The sequence below is a fragment of the Allobosea thiooxidans genome (assembly GCF_900168195.1).
GTDB lineage: Bacteria > Pseudomonadota > Alphaproteobacteria > Rhizobiales > Beijerinckiaceae > Allobosea > Allobosea thiooxidans.
Map to the genome: position 1 here is coordinate 125,661 of NZ_FUYX01000003.1, position 16,619 is coordinate 142,279.

Consider the following 16,619-nt stretch of genomic DNA (forward strand, 5'->3'; position numbering starts at 1 on the left):
GATCGCTTCCCACCACGGATCCGCCGCCTTGCGAGAGAAGCCTGTCTTGACCGCTACCACGATCTCCACCCGCCGCGCCTTCCGGTTCGGCCTTCTCGCCGGCGCGGCCATCCTGCTCGGTGGCTGCGCGAGCTTCTCGCCGGATGGCGGCCTGAGCTCGGTGCAGGCGATCAGCTACAGCGAGCTGGGCAAGGACGTCGTGAAGATCGGCGACGACCAGGCCGCGCTCACGGCCAAGGCCCGCGTCGACCAGCTGCTGCGCAAGCCGCTGACGGCGGATGCCGCCGTCCAGGTCGCGCTGCTCAACAATCGCGGCCTCCAGGCGGCGTTCAACGAGCTCGGCATCGCCGAAGCGCAGATGGTCGCCGCGAGCCTGCCGCCCAATCCAACCTTCGGCATCTCCAAGCTCTCCGGCCGATTCGAGCTCGAGATCGAGCGCCAGATCGCGGGCAGCCTCTTCGCGCTCGTCACATTGCCGGCGCGCGCCGAGATCGCGGGCGACCGCTTTCGCGCCGCGCAGCTGCGGACGGCCGAGGCGGTTCTCAAGCTCGCGGCCGATACCCGCCGACAGTATTATCGAGCCGTCGCCGCCAATGTGCAGGCCGGCTTCTTCCAGCAGGCGAAGGCCTCCTCGGATGCGGCCTCGGAGCTGCTCAAACGGCTGGGCGAGAGCGGCGGCGTCAACAAGATCGACCAGGCACGCGAATTCGCCTTCGAGGCAGAGCTGACCGTGCAGCTCGCCCAGGCGCGCCAGCAGCAGCGCCAGGAGCGGGAGCGGCTCGTCCGCCAGCTTGGCCTCTGGGGCGATGAGCTGAAATTCAGATTGCCGGAGACCTTGCCCGCCCTGCCGCGGCTCCAGTCGGCAAAGGCGATCGAGGCCGAGGCGCTGCGCAAGCGCATCGACATCCAGATCGCCCGCGCCGACCTCGATGCGCTCGCCAAGTCGCTCGGACTGACGCAGGCGACCCGCTTCGTCAACGACGTCGATCTGCTCGGCCGGCGCACCTATGACCGTGGACGCGTCATCAACGACCATGGCCATGTCGAGCGCGAGGCGAGCCGCAGCCGCACATTGGAACTCGAGATCGAGATTCCGATCTACGATTTCGGCCAGTCGAAGGTCGTCCTCGCCGAGCAGACCTATATGCAGGCCGCCAACCGGCTGGCCGAGAAGGCGGTGAATGCCCGCTCCGAGGCGCGCGAGGCCTACACCTCCTACCGGGCCAATCACGACATCACCCGGCAGTATCAGAACAACGTCCTGCCTTTGCGCAAGATCATCCAGGACCAGTCGCTGCTGCAGTACAGCGGCATGCTGAACGATGTCACGGACCTCATCGCCGATGCCCGCAGCCGCATCCTTTCGAACGTCGCGGCGATCAACGCCCGGCGCGATTTCTGGATCGCTCACACCGATTTCAAGCACGCCCTGATCGGCGGCGGCAGCGCCGGCGGCGGAGCGACCGTGACCGCAGCCGCGGGCGACGGCGATGCCGGCGGCGGCCACTGAGGGAAGTTGAAGATATGACCACATTCTCCCGCAGAGGTTTCATCGGCTCGTCAGGGCTCGTGCTCGCCGGCGCTACCGCCGTCTCGGGCCGCAGCGCCTTCGCCGCCGTGCCCGAGGCGCCGACCATGAAGGAGGCGACGACGCAGGCGCCGCTCGTTCCGACCACGGGACCGGACTACCAGCCGGTCGCGACGCTGAACGGCTGGTCGCTGCCCTGGCGCATGAACGGCGACTGGAAGGAGTTCCATCTCGTCGCAGAGCCGGTGGTGCGAGAGCTCGCCCCGGGCATGAAGGCCTATCTCTGGGGCTATAACGGCCAGTCGCCGGGGCCGACCATCGAGGCGGTCGAGGGTGACAAGGTCCGCATCTACGTCACCAACAAGCTGCCGGAGAACACGGCCGTCCACTGGCACGGCCAGCGCCTGCCCAACGGCATGGATGGCGTCGGCGGGCTGACGCAGCCGCATATCCCGCCCGGCAAGACCTTCGTCTACGAGTTCGTGCTGAGGCGCTCGGGCACCTACATGTACCATCCGCATTCGGACGAGATGGTCCAGATGGCGATGGGCATGATGGGCTTCTTCGTCGTCCATCCGAAGGACCCGGCCTTCCGCCGCGTCGACCGCGACTTCGTCTTCCTGCTCAACGCCTTCGACATCGAGCCCGGCTCCTATGTGCCGCGGGTCGCCGAGATGACCGAATTCAACATGTGGTGCTGGAACAGCCGCGTCTTTCCGGGCATCGACCCCTTCGTCGTCGGCAAGAACGACAAGGTCCGGATCCGCTTCGGCAACCTGACCATGACGAACCATCCGATCCACATGCACGGCTACGAGTTCAAGGTCTCGTGCACCGATGGCGGCTGGGTCGATCCGGCCGCGGCCTGGGACGAGGTCTCGATCGACGTCGCCGTCGGCCAGATGCGCGCCTTCGACTTCGTCGCCGACGAAGTCGGCGACTGGGCGATCCACTGCCACAAGTCGCATCATACCATGAATGCCATGGGGCATTCGGTGAAGAACTACATCGGCGTCAGCAAGAAGGACCTGGCGAAGCGCATCGCCAAGATCGCGCCGGGCTACATGCCGATGGGCTCGAACGGCATGGGCGAGATGGGCTCGATGGAAATGCCGCTGCCCGAGAACACGCTGCCGATGATGACCGGCTTCGCCCAGTTCGGCCCGGTCGAAATGGGCGGCATGTTCTCGGTCGTGAAGGTCCGCGAGGGGCTGGCGAAGGGCGACTACAAGGACCCGGGCTGGTTCAAGCATCCGGAGGGAACCGTCGCGTACGAGCTCAAGGGCGCGAAGCTCGGCGAGGCGCCGCGGGCGAGCCCGCCCGACAGCGGGGTCCAGGCGACGGAATGGCGCGCCAAGGATCCGCGCAAGCCGAATCTCGGTCCGGACGGCAAGCCGCGTCCCCGCGCCAAGAACGCCCATTCCAACCACTGACGCGCATGTCCCCGACCAGGAGAATTTCATGAAGACAGCAGCATTCGGGCTGGCCGTGATCGCAGGCCTCTTCTCCGCCGGCACCGCTCTGGCTGGCCCCGGCGGGGCAGGCCATGGCCATGGCGACGAGACCGCCTATGGCAAGCCCGGCGATCCCAAGAAGCCGGCGCGGATCGTGCAGGTCGTGATGAGCGAGCGCGACGGCAAGATGGTGTTCATTCCCGACAGGATCGAGGTCCGGCGCGGGGAACAGGTTCGCTTGCAGCTGCGCAACAATGGCGAGCTCGATCACGAGCTCGTCGTGGCGACGCTGGAGGAGAACCTCAAGCACGCCGTCGAGATGCAGAAGAACCCCGACATGGAGCATGACGACCCGAACGCCAAGCGCCTCGCGCCGAAGAAGACGGGCGAGATCGTCTGGGCCTTCACCAAGGCCGGCGAGTTCGACTTCTCCTGCCTGATCCCCGGTCACCGCGAGGCGGGCATGACCGGCAAGATCATCGTCAAGTGACCCCGAACCGAATGGAGCCCCCCATGCTGAAGACAGCCGCCACCTTCGCCTTCCTGATCGCCGCGCTGCCGGCCGCCGCCCAATCGGTCAGCGGCACCGTCACCAAGATCGACGAGGCCCAGGGCAAGCTCACCATCAACCACGGCGCGATCAAGAATCTCGACATGGACGCCATGACCATGGTGTTCCGGGCCAGCGACGCCGCCATGCTGAAAGGGCTGAAGGCCGGCGACAAGATCAAGTTCGACGCCGACCGCGTCAACGGCCAGATCACCGTCACCAAGCTGCAGAAGGCGAAGTGAGGGCTGGCTTTCCGGGCGGCGGCGGTGCACCACGCGGGGACGACCAGGACAAGGACATTCCGATGGCAAATCCGCTCCACCCATCCCGCCGCGGGCTGATGATCGGCGCTGCGGCCTTCGCCGCGTCGATCCTCTCGTGGCGCCCGTCATCGGCGGCCGAGGCGCTGCCGAGGATGATCGTGACCCGCGACCCCAATTGCGGCTGCTGCGGCGCCTGGGTGACGCATGTGAAGGCCGCCGGCTTTTCGGTCGAGGTCGTCGAGATTCCCGACGTCACCCCGCTCAAGGTCAAGCTCGGTGTGCCCGATGCCCTGGCGTCCTGCCATACCGCCGAGATCGGCGGCTATGTCGTCGAAGGCCATGTTCCCGCCGAGGCGATCAAGCGCCTGCTGGCCGAACGCCCGCAGGCAAAGGGCCTGGCCGTCCCCGGCATGCCGGTCGGCTCGCCGGGGATGGAGGTTTCCGGCCAGGCGCCCGATACCTATGACGTCGTGCTCTTCGCTTCCGGGGAGCAGCGCAGCTTCGCGCGCTATCGCGGGCTGCAACGGGTCTGACCCGCCGGCCGAGCACGGAGCCTGCGCGGCCCTGACGGCAAACGGTGCGGGGAAGGCTCAATAACGCCGGAGAATCGCCTCCATCTGGGCGATCTCCTCGGCAGCGCAAAGGACGCCGGGGCCGCGACGCGCGCGCTTCCTGCTCAGTGCTTCACCACCTTCGCGCCCGGAACGGGTTCCGGAGGCGGTGCGGCGGGAGGCGCATGACCGATCGGGAAGGCGACCGAGACCAGGGCGATCGTGCCTTGCGGCCGATTTTCGGTGCTGACTTCGCGCAGAACCTTCAAGCGCGCCGAAACCGGCGTCCCGGCGACATTGAAGCTGTATCCGATCGTGCCGCCGACTGCGGTGACCCGGCCCTTGTAGGGGCCCAGCGAAGCGCCTGCGCCGCTGTCCGCGCTGATCTGCTGGTAGTGCGAGAACAGGGCGCCGACCGAGAATTCCTTGCTCAGATACTGGCTGATGGCGAGGTCGGCATGGACCGCGTTGCCGCTCTTGTAGTCGGTATCGTCGTTCTTGCCGTTGAGTTCGAGCCCGACGGTGCCGGAGATGTCGAGGCCGATCTTTGGATCGAGCCAGGTCGCGGCGGCGTAGATATCGCCGATCCAACGGTTGAAGGACAGGTTCGAGAGGGCGCCGTCACGGTAGGTCCCGGAGGGAACGTTCACCGCGGCGCCGACCTGCCAATGGAAGTTGCCCGCATGCCAGCCGACGAAGCTGGTCACCACCGGATCGCCGAACAGGAATGCGGAATCCCGCTGCTTGATGCCGAATGCCCTGCCGAGCCGCGGCGCGGCGATCACCGCGCCTGCGCTGACGCGCGGATCGCCGAAGGGCAGCGCCACCGCGAAGCCGAGATTGCCGCCGAAGATCTGCAGCGGGGTGACCCAGGTCGGCGTGGCGAAATTGGCGCGCGCCTCGACCTTGACGTTGGCGAGAACCGCTCCGCCGATCTGCGTGCGCGTCGATGCGGAGAGGCGGCCTGAATAGGAGTAGAAATCGTTCTCGAAATAGAAGCCCGGTGGTGGAACGATGCCCGCTCCGGGGCCGTGCAGGCCGGGCACGTACAGACTTGCGCCGCCTTCGGTGGCCATGGCCGAGCCGCAGCCGATCGTCGCGCCGATGCAGATCGCTGCACTCCAGAAGGCGCACTGGGATCGAATCATGGCGTCATTCCCGAACGTGGATCGTCGTGAGGCTGAACGGCGCAAATATCCCGGTCAAGCGCTCTCCTGCGTGGTGTTGCAGGTGGGGGCGGCCGACAGAGCGAAGTCTCTCCGGCGGCGCGCCTTTCAAGACATGCTTCAGGGAGCCGGCTGAGGCTGCGGGAAATTCCATTTGCCGTTCAGGATCTCGGCGCGCGGGCGATAGAGGCGCACCGTGTAGTTCCAGCCCGGCATGGTGGGCAGGCAATTGGCGATCTTGCCGTCGCAGCCGCCGAACTGGATGGCGATGGAGCCGTCTCCGTTCTTCTTGGCCGTCAGGTTGTTCAGCGTGTAGGCATTGTAGGGGTTCTTCTCGTAATAGCCCCGGGCGTCGTAGAGGCTGACGGACCAGAAGCCGTTGACCGGAACGTCCTTGACGTTGAGCCGGTAGACGGTGGTCCCGTCGTTCTTCGGCGGCGTCACGTTGAGGTAGATCGCATCCTTGTCGGGATTGCCGCCCCAGCCGAGGGCGGTTCCGATCAGGTGGCGGATCGGGTCGACCTCCGCCTTGGTGCCGAAGGCCCTCTTGAAGTCCGGGATCGTCGAGCCCAGGACCAGCAGCGCATCGCGCACCTTCTTCTGGCTGGCGGGATCCCAGTTCGGAACCTGGAAGCTGCCTGGCGCCTTCTGGCGGACCTTGATGCCATCCTGCAGGGCGTGAACCTGCTGGACATCCTTGGGATCGGCAGGGTCGACCAGCGTCCTGATCCCGACGGCGACATAGCGAGTGCCGGCCTTCTTGCGATCGATCGTATGGGCACCCGCGCCGTAGGCGACCATCGGAACATAATGGTCCTGGTTGATGACTTGCAGCGACATGAAGCGCTTGCCGGCATCGGGCAGGGTGATCGTCACCGGACCGGCATCGAGATCGAAGACCGCGCTGGAATAGAGCGTGTCGCGATTGAGCCGGATGACGGTCTGATCGTCGAGCGAGGCCGGCTCGCGCCGGTGCGAGAGCTTGCCCAGCCCGGCCTCCTTGGCGAGGTTGCCAATATAGACATCGGACTCGGCCCGGATGAAATTATCGACCGTGACGGGCGTCGGGGCCGGAGCCTGCGCGCTGGCGCCGGCAAGGGGCGCCAGCACAGCGGCTGCCGCGAGAAGCATGAGCTTGCGGTTCATCGTTCTGTTCCCTGTCAGCTGACGCGCGCGATAGACGGCGCCTTCCATTTGCCAGTGAGCGCGGCCGGTTTCGGCCAATAGAGGCGCATCGCCGCAAAGAACGGTCCCTTCGGAGCCGGAAGCCAATTGGCCTCCCGCTCCGCTCCCGGAGACTCGTTCTGGATGTAGAGCGTGATCCCGCCATCGGCGTCGCGCTTCAGCTTGGGCAGCATCGGCGAATTGATCAGATAGCGGTTCAGCGCATTGGCGTAGAGCAGGCTCGCCGGCATCTCATACATGGTCAGAGACCAGAAGGCGTTCACCGGCGGCAATTGCCCAGGGGGGAAACGCAGCGTGTAGCGGTTCGCCCCTTCGAGCTTCTGTTTCCCGGAATCGAGGAAGTAGGCCGGATAGATCGCCTCGTCCTTCGAGTTGCCGTAGATGCCGAGAATGGCTGCGGACATGCGCTGCATGTAGTCGTTCTTGAGGAAGGCGCGCGTGCCGAACCCATCGGCGCTGGTCTTCTTGCCGGTGTCGAGCTGGGTTTCCTTGAACTCGGCGAAGGCCTTCCAGCCGTCGGCCATGCCCTGCTGGAGGGCCGCTCTCATCTCCGGCACGAGGGCATTCGCGTCGAAAGGCTTGCCCGGACCGATCCCGATCTTGGCGAAGCGTGCCATCAACGCCCGCTCGGATGGATGCGTCGGGCAGAACTGCAGGAGGAAGTTGAGGAGACCGAAGGCCTCGAGGGAATTCCGCTCCTGCTCCGGCGCGAGCGGCTTCGCGAAGGCGATCGCGGGCGCCGCGGCCGGGGCAGGGCGGCCGAGGAACTGCGACAGCGGCTCGACCTTGTAGCCCGCCTGGATCGCCTTGACCTTCTCGATATCGGCAGGGTCGAACAGCTGGGTGCGGTAGAGCACGAAGGCAAGATCGGTCTCGCAGCGGATCACCGACTTGATGCCCTTCGGCTTCCTGCCCTGCCATCTCGGACCAGCGAGCAGATAGCTGCCCGCCCCATTGCCCGTCGCCCGGCTGCCGACATAGGCGAAGTCGAAGGTGTACATGTCGATGAACTGGAGCGCGTAGTAGCGCCCCTTCTCGACGGCCGGCACCGTAAAGACGAGCGGTTCGGCCCGCAGATCGGCCCCGACATAGGAATAGGGTGTGTCGGAGTTCGGCGTCTGGATCGCCTTATCGTCCGGCGTATAGACCCGGGCGTTGTTGACCAGGGTGTTCCAGGGCGCCTTGAACTCCGGGCTGCCGCGATCGACGAAGTAGGAATGCTGGATGCGGTAGTTGTCGATCATCGGGAAGCCGTAGATCGTCGCTTCCCGCGCGATCGCGCGGGCATCGTCGGGCGCCGGCGATTGTGCGAGGGCAGTGCCGGTGCCACTGGCGAGCAAGGCGGCTGTCCCCGCCAGAAACTCGCGTCGACTCAAGGCCGGCCCTGGGGGCTCCGCTTGGCCGTTCCGCTTGCTCATGACCGACACTCTCCATGGAAATAACGGTTGCTTGCGCTGTCTGATTCCCGGCCTCCGCCGGTGAGCCAGCCACAAAAGGGGCTAGCCGGTGCGGCCTGGGCCACCTGCCGCTTCTGCCCGACCCAGCGCGCCCTGTCGTCGGCATCCCGACGGCTGTCATTGAAAACGCCGTGGACCGAAAGAGCGGGCCGCCTGTCGGTGGCCCGCTCCCGACCTGCCTATTTCGGAGTTCGCGACGCCGCCGTATCCAGATTGCGCATCAGCGCAGACACCATCTGGTCGACGCTGAAGCTCGCGGGCCGCTGGCTCGGAGGATATTCCTCGAAGGTCTTGAGGAAGGGCGCGACCTTCCAGACGCCGTACTGGATCAGATAGGCGTTCTTGGCGAGCCAGTCATAATACTGGTCCGAGACGACATCCGCCCGCTCCATCGGATCCATGCGGAGGTTGAAGACCTTCGGTGCGCGCAGGCAGGTGAACGGATTGGCCCAGACCACGAAACCGCCGGGCTGGCGCTGCTCACAGAACACGATCTTCCAGTCGTTGTAGCGATAGGCGACGAGTTCGCCATCGTCGTTGAAGTAGAAGAACTCGTTGCGGGCCGATTTCGGCTGCTGGCCGGTCAGGTAGGGCAGCTGATTGTAGCCGTCGAGATGGACCTTGGTCTGCTGATTGCCCAGCGTCGTGCCCTTGGCGAGCTTGTCCTTGATGTCGCCGTCGCCAGCCGCGGCGACCAGCGTCGGGAACCAGTCGAGACCGGAGACCATCTCGTTGGAGACTTCGCCGGCCTTGATCTTGCCCGGCCAGCGGATCATCGCCGGCACGCGGAAGGCGCCTTCCCAGTTCGTGTCCTTCTCCGAGCGGAACTGCGTCGTCGCCGCGTCGGGCCAAGACCACTGGTTCGGACCGTTATCGGTGGTGTAGACGACGATGGTATTGTTGGCGACGCCGAGATCGTCGAGCGCCTTCAGGAGCTTGCCGACATCCTCGTCATGCTCGAGCATGCCGTCGGCATAGTCGTTGCCCGGCATGCCGCTGCGACCCTTCATCGATTCGCGCACATGGGTGTAGACGTGCATGCGCGTGGTGTTCATCCAGGTGAAGAAGGGCTTCTGCGCCTTCACCTGACGCTGCATGAAATCGATCGCGGCCGCGGTGGTCTCGTCGTCGATCGTCTCCATCCGCTTGGCCGTCAGGGGGCCGGTATCCTCGATCTTGCCGTCGGCCGAAGTCTTGAGCACGCCGCGCGGCGAGTTCGACTTCACGAAGGCCGTATCGTTCTTCGGATAATAGGGGCGTTCCGGCTCCTCCTCGGCATTGAGATGGTAGAGATTGCCGAAGAACTCGTCGAAGCCGTGCCGGGTCGGCAGGTATTCGTCGCGATCGCCGAGATGGTTCTTGCCGAACTGCCCGGTCGCATAACCCAAGGGCTTCAACGCCTGAGCGATGGTGACGTCGCGATCCTGCAGCCCGACGGTGGCGCCGGGGATGCCGACCTTGCAGAGGCCGGTCCGCAGGCAGACCTGCCCGGTGATGAAGGTGGAACGGCCGGCCGTGCAACTGTTCTCCGCATAGTAGTCGGTGAACATCGTGCCTTCCTTGGCGATCCGATCGATGTTCGGCGTCCGGTAACCGACGAGCCCATGCGAGTAGGCGCTGATATTGCTCTGTCCGACATCGTCGCCGAAAATGACGAGGATGTTGGGCCGGGCCTGGTTCTGAGCCTGCGCGGGGGCAGGGCTGGTCTGCGCCTCGGCGGGCATGACGAGCGCTGCCGAGCCGACCGTGACGGCAGCCGCGACCGCGGCGCAGGCGAGGAGCAGGCGCCGCCTGAGCGGAGCCTTTTCGGACGGTGGCGCCGCTGCGGAAACAGGAACTGGCAATCCGATCATGGCTGTTCTCCTCTGCAAGGGGGCCGCCCCCGGTCAGGCACTTCGATCCGCCCGGCCCGATCCGGCCGGTGCGGCAGGGCGAGCTTGGTGCGATCGCACAGGCAAGTGTTTGGACGCTCGGCGAAAAGCTCCCCGGGAACCCATGCCAGTCATCGGCCGGAAGGATGCCTCCCGGCCCCGAGGGGCGTGGTTTGCGAGCGCAGGATCCGACGTCATGATCTGACCTTAAGGCAAGGCTCGATGCGCCCTCCATCGGGAAAAACCCCCGCTCGCTCCGCGGTTGCTCCCGAAGGCGATCGGCAGGGCAGGGACGCGCCGCTAGGCTGCCATATCCAGCACGACGCGGCCGTCGATCCGGCCCTGGCGCATCCGCTCGAAGACGTCGTTGATGTCCTCCAGCTTCGCCGTCGAGACCGTTGCCCTGACCTTGCCCTGGGCAGCGAAATCGAGCGATTCCTGCAGATCGAGCCGGGTTCCGACGATCGATCCCCGCACCGTGATGCCGTTGAGGACCATGCCGAAGATGTCGAGCGGAAAGCCGCCCGGCGGCAGGCCGTTGAGCGAGACCGTGCCGCCGCGCGCCACCATGCCGATCGCCTGCTCGAAGGCCTTCGGGCTGACCGCCGTCACCAGCACACCCTGAGCACCGCCCCCGGTTTCGCGACGGATCACCGTGGCGGGATCGTCCTTGCGCGCGTTCACCGTGAGCGTCGCGCCGAGGCGGCGCGCCAGTTCGAGCTTGTCGTCGTCGATGTCGACCGCCGCGACGTTGAGGCCCATCGCCTTGGCGTATTGCACCGCCATGTGGCCGAGGCCCCCGATGCCGGATATGGCCAGCCAGTCGCCGGGCTTGGTGTCGGTGACCTTGATGCCCTTGTAGACGGTCACTCCGGCGCAGAGCACCGGTGCGATCTCCGTGAACGAGATGTTCTGCGGCAGGTGGCCGACGAAGTTCGGATCCGCGACGACATAGTCGGCGAAGCCGCCATTCACGGAGTAACCAGTGTTCTGCTGGCTTTCGCACAGCGTCTCCCAGCCGCCGAGGCAATGCCGGCAATGGCCGCAGGCGGTGTAGAGCCAGGGTACGCCGACCCGGTCACCTTCCTTCACATGCTTGACGCCGGAGCCGACGGCGGAGACGTAGCCGACGCCCTCATGCCCCGGAATGAAGGGTGGGCTGGGCTTCACCGGCCAGTCGCCTTCGGCGGCGTGCAGGTCGGTGTGGCAGACGCCCGAGGCCTGGATCGCGACCTGGATCATTCCCGGGCCGGGCTGCGGGATCGGAACCTCTTCGATGGCCAGCGGCTCGCCGAACATGCGAACCACCGCCGCCTTCATCGTCTTCGCCATGAGCTCAACCTCCGTTCAAAGGTCGGGAGCCGCGGATCGTTGGAGGCGCGCGGTTCCCGACCTCGCCATCAACTGCAGCGATTGTAGAGCAGTTCGACCTCGGGAAAATCCGGGTCGAAGCGCACGATCGTGTTGTCGTCTCTGAAGCGGACCGAAAGGGTCATGGTGTCGAAGGCGATCGCATCCTTGCAGCTGAGCAGGAAGGTCGAGACGTCCCCCTTCTGCTTCGACGAGACCAGATCGCAGGTCGAGCGCACGCCGCTGATATGCTTGCCGTTGACGATGAAGCCCGACCAGACGTCGCCCTTCTGCTTCTTGAACGTCAGGCGGCCCTTCTGTTTGGCGAAGACCTGGTCGCAGGTCGCGGCGTCGCCGACCCAGGCTCCCTGAAGGCGATCGGGAGAAGCGGATGCGAGGTCTGCGGCGAGCAGGAGCGGCGTGGCCGCAAGGGCCGACAGGGCAATGCTGCGGATACTCATGCTTGATCTGCCTTTCGAACGTTCGGGCAACCCGACGGGGTAGGTTCCCCTGCATCGGCCGCGGCCGGATAGGAGGGAAGAGGAAATGAGCGTCGGCGGAGCTCTACCGGCGGAAACCGCCGTGGAACCCGCCACCATGGAAGCCGCCGCCGCCCCGGAAACCGCCACCACCGAAACCGCCACCGTGGAAGCCGCCGCCCTGGAAACCGCCTCCGCCGAAGCGCCCGCCGCCCATGCCGCCGCCGCGGAAGCCCTCCATGCGCTCACCGTGGAAACGGCCGATCTGCTCGCGATTCAGGTGAGGAATCTCGCCTGCACCAGCATTGCTCCAGCGGCCGTTCTGGTGCTGCTGCCAGCCTTGCGGCCCACGCCGGAAGACCTCGCCGTTGCGCCCGGCATAGTGGTCGTTCGCGCCGGCGCGATGCTGGGCGATGTTGGCACGCGCATTGTCGCGCAGCTCGGCCCGCCCGCCGGGCGTGAGGCCGCCGCGCCCGCCCGGGCGGTTGTCGATCCGGTTCGCCACCCGGTTGTCGATGCGGCTATGGACGGCGTTGTTGGTCCAGCGGTTGTAGATATTGGCGTGGTTGAAGTTGAACTGGTTGAAGCTGTTGAAGTTGTTGATCACGACGTTGTTGTGGCCCCAACCCCAGCCGCCGCCCCAGCCCCAGGCGCCGCCAGCCCAGGCGGCACCGGCGATCGCGCCGATCGTGAAGCCGGTGACGGCCCCCCAGGCGAAGGCGGCGCCGTAGCCATAGGTCAGGGGCGCGGGATACCAGGCCGAGCCGATCCAGGCCGGATAGGCATAGCCGGTACCGTAGACCACCACGCCGCCGGGCGCGGCGACGGTGCCGTAGTAGCCGGGCGTATAGCCGACATAGACCACTTCCGGCGTCGCGCTGTAGACCTTGACGTAAGTGACGAAGTGCAGCGGCGAGCTCGGCGGGATCGCATAGATCGCGGCAGGCACTTCGGTCGCGACCGCCCAGGGACCGTTCGGGCCGGCCGCCACGAACCAGACTCCGTTCTGGACGGCATAATAGGCGGTTCCCGCCCTGATGACCGGGACGGCGGCATTCACGACATATTCGAGGCTGGTGCCTTCGATCGGCTTGAGCTGCGGCTTTCCGTCGTAATGGACGCTCGCCTTCGCCTTCTTGCGATCGACGGCGGCGGTTTGCGGGATCTGGTTGTCGATCAGGGAATCCTGTGCCTGCACCGTGCCACTGACCGAAGCCAGGACCTCGCCCTTCGGGTGGCTGTCCGGGATCTTGGCGAAATCGGCCGGCAGTTTATCGCTCGCGGTAAAGCTCCACGGGCCATCCGCCAGCGACTTCGAATGGAACCAGCGCCCGGCGATCAGGACGTAGTTCTCCTGATTGGCGACATCGACGATGACATGGCTGCTGGTGTTCTTGACGTAGAGCAGTTCGGTGTCGGGGACCGGCAGGTATTCGGGCGCGCCTGCGGTCTGGATCAGCTCGGCCGGGGACAGGCTGACATGCAGGTTCGGGACGGCGCCGGCCTCGACAGCCTCGGCGATGTCCGCCGGTGGCGTGTCGATGAGATTGACATGGGAGCCCGCGGCCTTCTGCGCTGCGGCGAGCGTCGAAGGCGGGTTGGCGGCGACCGCCCAGGGACCTTCCGGCGCCTTGGCGCTCCACCACTGCTTGAGCGCCCGCAGGTAATAGGTGGCGCCGGCCTCGTCGAAGAGGATCAGCGCCGGCGTATTGATGACGCGCAGCAGCTTGCTGCCGGCGACCTGCCGCAGCTCCGGCTTGCCGTCGACCAGGACGAGCAGGGCAGGGGTCTGGCTGAAGATGATCCTGGGCGGGTCGTTGCGGACCGCGACGCTCTGGCTGGTCTCGGCTTCCGATACGGCGAGGCTCGACTGGAGGCGTGACAGGGAAATGCTCCGCAGGCCGTCGGCCGTGTGCTGGCGCAAGCTGGCCAGAACAGCGTCCGCGCTGCCGGCATCGGAGGGGAAGTTGGCCCTGGTCACCTCGATGTTATCCAGCGCGACCAGGTCGCTCTGCTTGTCGACCGAGGTCCGCGCCTTGAACCAGACCACGCCGAGCGTCGGCGCCTCGCTGGCCGGGCGCTTCAGGGCCACGGCCGCGCGCGCCTCGAGGATGCCGTCGCGCCAGCTTTCGATCTGCGGCTGGTAGATCGTGATGTCCTGGGCGGCGTCGGCGATCACGCGCGGCCATGCCTGATCGGAAGCGGCAGGGGCCGGCATTGCCGCCGCCGCAGCGCGCGGCGCCTGAGCCCAGACGCCGGACGGCGTTGGCAGGAGCATGCCGATGGCGGCGACAACGGCGACGCTGTTGCGGAGCCTGCCCTTCAGACTGACTTGCATGGCAACCTCTCTCCGGTTCGCGGGTCCTGGCCGTTCGTCAGAACGGGTTGACGTAGTTGAGGATGGCGATCTGGCGCAGCAGCACCTTGCGGATGATGTGCGCGGCCTTGACCCGGTCGGTGAAGATCGCAGCATCTCCCGTCGCGCCGGCGGGCAGGGAGGCAGCAAAGGCCTGATCGTCGAGCTTGACGCGAACGACGAAGGGGGCCGACTGGATCGCTATCGGGGTGACCGCTGCGCCCGAGACCTGGGCCTGACCGGTCGAGATCGCCTGCAGCACGCTCTCGACCTGGCCGGGGAAGACCTGGCCGGGCGCGAACTTGAAGGTCAGCTCCACCGGCTGGCCGGGCGCGATATAGCGTGCATCGATCTGGTTGATCTCGACGCCGATGATCGTGTCCGCCGTGTCGACGAAGGACATGACCGGCGAGAGCGGCAGGTTCGAGACGCGCGCGCCCTTGCGCAGCGCGAGATTGGTGACGTAGCCGTCGGCGGGGGCACGGATGACGGTCTTGTCCAGATTCCACTGCGCGCCCTCCAGCTGCGCCTTGAGCTGGTCGGCCTCGGCCTGACGCTGCTCCACGTCGAAGGCGCGGCCCGATCCCGTGCTCTGCAACTGGGTCATCTGCGACAGCCGCTGTTCCTGGAGCTTGTATTGCGCTTCCAGCGCCTTCAGCTGCGACCGGTAGGGGGTGGGGTCGATCTTGAAGAGGATCTCGCCGGCTTTCAGGGGAGTGTTGGCTGCCACCGGCACGTCGATGACCTCGCCGGCGACGTCCGGCACGATGGCGATCGATTGCCGCACGACGAGCGCCGGCCCCTGTGGCGCGCCCCAGTTCATCGGAATGAACAGGCCGACCAACAGGAGCAGCAGCACGATGACCGGCGACACCTTCCAGAACAGGTTGAACGGAACGACCCGCAGCTTCACCAAGATGAACAGCAGCGCGAGGTAGACGTTCAGCAGGACGACGATCATCGCACTGCCTCCGGCGCGACAGGGCGCCGGGCCGGGTTCGACGGTACGTCGACATAGGCCCAGATCAGAACCAGCGGCCACAGCACGAAGCCGAAGAACAGGGTGACCCAGCCGCCGACGGCGACAGCCTCGGCCCAGGGATGGCCGCGTCGCCTTGCGACCATGCCGGGCAGCATCGCCATGAAGGCCACGACGAAGGCGGTGCTGGCGGCCAGAACGATCAGCACGATCCAGGCGAAGATATCCAACCCGCTCACGTCGCCGTCCTTCCGCGCAATGACGGCGGTGATTGTCGGGAAGGCGAGGGCGAAGGTGTATCGGGGCAAACCCTGAGACGCAGCGCGAGGTGTCGGGGCCGCGTCGTCCGCACCGGTCAGGGCTCGACGATCTTGTTCCGGACGGCGTAGCGCACCAGTGCCGCCGTCGTGCTCAGATTCAGCTTGTGCATGACCGAGGAACGGTGCGTCTCGACGGTCTTCAGGCTGATGTTGAGGATGCGGCTGGCTTCCTTGCTGGAATTACCCTCGGCGATCAGCTGGACGATCTCGCGCTCGCGCGGTGTCAGCGTGCTCGTTTCGCTGCCGCCCGGCTGGGACAGGTAGAGCTTGAGCATCGCTTCATTGATCTGCCCCGTGAAGTAGGGCTGGCGACGGGCGAGCGCATCGAGCGCCGCGATCAACGTCCGGTCGGCATCGGATTTCACCAGGAAGCCGCGGGCGCCGGCCGTGAGCACTTCGCGGATGAGCACGTCGCTGTCGTGCATCGTGAAGATCAGCACCTGCGTGCCGGGCGCTTCCGCGCAGATATGGCGCGTGAGCTGCGCGCCGTTCATGATCGGGATGGAATAGTCGACGATGGCGATGTCCGGCTTGCTCGCGATCACCAGGTCGAGGGCCTCGCGGCCGTCCTGAGCCTCGGCGACGACCTCCCAGCCGGGCCGGCTTTCGACGACCGAGCGAACGCCGCGGCGGACGATGTCGTGATCGTCCGCGATCAGGACGCGCACCGGCTTTCGGGCAGGCCGAGCGCTCTCGCGCCAGTCGGGTGACGCATTCATGTCCCTATCCGCCAATGCCTCAGGCAGTTTCCCGGATCGCAAGATGCACCACCATAGACAGCGGAAACGGGTTGCGACAGGTCCCTGAACCCTGGGATTGCCGCAAGAAATCCCGTATCCGCCGGGTGGCGAATCGCGCTCCCTTCCGTTCCCGCTTGCGGAAACGGGGCCGTTCGGGCCCATGATCCTCGTATTACGGCCGGTGATCCGGCTGCCGATGCGGGATTTGGGGTTTTCCCTGAGGACGATGCCGTCGCTGCGCAGGAACGCGCCGCCATCGCGTCCGTGCGGTGCCGCAGAGCATCCGCGCAACCGCAGCCCGCGCGCATACCAGCCGGCAATCGACACGACTTTCCGCATGGCCAGCGCATGGCCGCGTCTTGCAACTTGC

General features: G+C 66.2%; 15 protein-coding genes. 5 read left to right on the top strand and 10 right to left on the bottom strand.

Annotated elements, in window-relative coordinates:
* The first annotated feature begins 46 nt into the window (after nt 1–46).
* The 5 genes from B5Y19_RS06500 (at nt 47) to B5Y19_RS06520 (ending at nt 4,328) form a co-directional block, all read left to right on the top strand.
* The gene (locus tag B5Y19_RS06500) at nt 47–1,510 is read left to right on the top strand and encodes a TolC family protein (RefSeq protein ID WP_244555500.1); all 1,464 of its coding nucleotides are present in this window, start codon (nt 47–49) and stop codon (nt 1,508–1,510) included.
* A gap of 14 nt (nt 1,511–1,524) precedes the next feature.
* Nucleotides 1,525–2,961, top strand: coding sequence for a multicopper oxidase family protein (locus tag B5Y19_RS06505; RefSeq protein WP_079591266.1), 1,437 nt, complete (start codon nt 1,525–1,527; stop codon nt 2,959–2,961).
* Nucleotides 2,962–2,989: 28 nt separating this feature from the next.
* Nucleotides 2,990–3,472 carry a cupredoxin domain-containing protein gene (locus B5Y19_RS06510; RefSeq protein ID WP_055726974.1) on the top strand — a complete coding sequence of 161 codons (483 nt, stop codon included), beginning with the start codon at nt 2,990–2,992 and terminating at the stop codon, nt 3,470–3,472.
* A gap of 23 nt (nt 3,473–3,495) precedes the next feature.
* Entirely contained in the window at nt 3,496–3,774 is a 279-nt protein-coding gene (locus tag B5Y19_RS06515; protein ID WP_139384286.1) for a copper-binding protein, read from the top strand.
* A gap of 62 nt (nt 3,775–3,836) precedes the next feature.
* On the top strand, nt 3,837–4,328 hold the full coding sequence (locus tag B5Y19_RS06520; RefSeq protein ID WP_055726972.1) for a DUF411 domain-containing protein: 492 nt from the start codon (nt 3,837–3,839) through the stop codon (nt 4,326–4,328).
* A gap of 143 nt (nt 4,329–4,471) precedes the next feature.
* On the opposite strand, the gene B5Y19_RS06525 is transcribed toward B5Y19_RS06520, so the two are convergent.
* The 10 genes from B5Y19_RS06525 to B5Y19_RS06570 form a co-directional block, all read right to left on the bottom strand.
* Nucleotides 4,472–5,494 carry a SphA family protein gene (locus B5Y19_RS06525; protein ID WP_055726971.1) on the bottom strand — a complete coding sequence of 341 codons (1,023 nt, stop codon included), beginning with the start codon at nt 5,492–5,494 and terminating at the stop codon, nt 4,472–4,474.
* A 138-nt stretch (nt 5,495–5,632) separates the two neighbouring features.
* Nucleotides 5,633–6,658: a DUF1254 domain-containing protein gene (locus tag B5Y19_RS06530; RefSeq protein ID WP_055727049.1), complete on the bottom strand. Its 1,026-nt coding sequence runs from the start codon at nt 6,656–6,658 to the stop codon at nt 5,633–5,635.
* Between the two features lie 14 nt (nt 6,659–6,672).
* Entirely contained in the window at nt 6,673–8,115 is a 1,443-nt protein-coding gene (locus B5Y19_RS06535) for a DUF1254 domain-containing protein (protein WP_055726970.1), read from the bottom strand.
* 218 nt (nt 8,116–8,333) lie between these two features.
* Nucleotides 8,334–10,007, bottom strand: a complete 1,674-nt coding sequence (locus B5Y19_RS06540) for an arylsulfatase (protein WP_055726969.1) — start codon at nt 10,005–10,007, stop codon at nt 8,334–8,336.
* A gap of 318 nt (nt 10,008–10,325) precedes the next feature.
* Nucleotides 10,326–11,357 (bottom strand): alcohol dehydrogenase AdhP, encoded by a 1,032-nt coding sequence (gene adhP, locus B5Y19_RS06545; RefSeq protein WP_055726968.1) that lies wholly within the window; start codon nt 11,355–11,357, stop codon nt 10,326–10,328.
* Nucleotides 11,358–11,425: 68 nt separating this feature from the next.
* Complete coding sequence (locus B5Y19_RS06550; protein WP_055726967.1) at nt 11,426–11,836, bottom strand: hypothetical protein; 411 nt, start codon at nt 11,834–11,836, stop codon at nt 11,426–11,428.
* A gap of 103 nt (nt 11,837–11,939) precedes the next feature.
* Nucleotides 11,940–14,192 carry a hypothetical protein gene (locus B5Y19_RS25615; protein WP_139384287.1) on the bottom strand — a complete coding sequence of 751 codons (2,253 nt, stop codon included), beginning with the start codon at nt 14,190–14,192 and terminating at the stop codon, nt 11,940–11,942.
* Nucleotides 14,193–14,229: 37 nt separating this feature from the next.
* Nucleotides 14,230–15,171: an HlyD family secretion protein gene (locus B5Y19_RS06560; protein ID WP_055726965.1), complete on the bottom strand. Its 942-nt coding sequence runs from the start codon at nt 15,169–15,171 to the stop codon at nt 14,230–14,232.
* Entirely contained in the window at nt 15,168–15,428 is a 261-nt protein-coding gene (locus B5Y19_RS06565) for a DUF3302 domain-containing protein (protein WP_055727048.1), read from the bottom strand. The genes B5Y19_RS06560 and B5Y19_RS06565 overlap by 4 nt, the downstream gene beginning before the upstream one ends.
* A 116-nt stretch (nt 15,429–15,544) precedes the next feature.
* Nucleotides 15,545–16,588, bottom strand: coding sequence for a response regulator (locus B5Y19_RS06570; protein WP_244555501.1), 1,044 nt, complete (start codon nt 16,586–16,588; stop codon nt 15,545–15,547).
* Between the last annotated feature and the right edge of the window lie 31 nt (nt 16,589–16,619).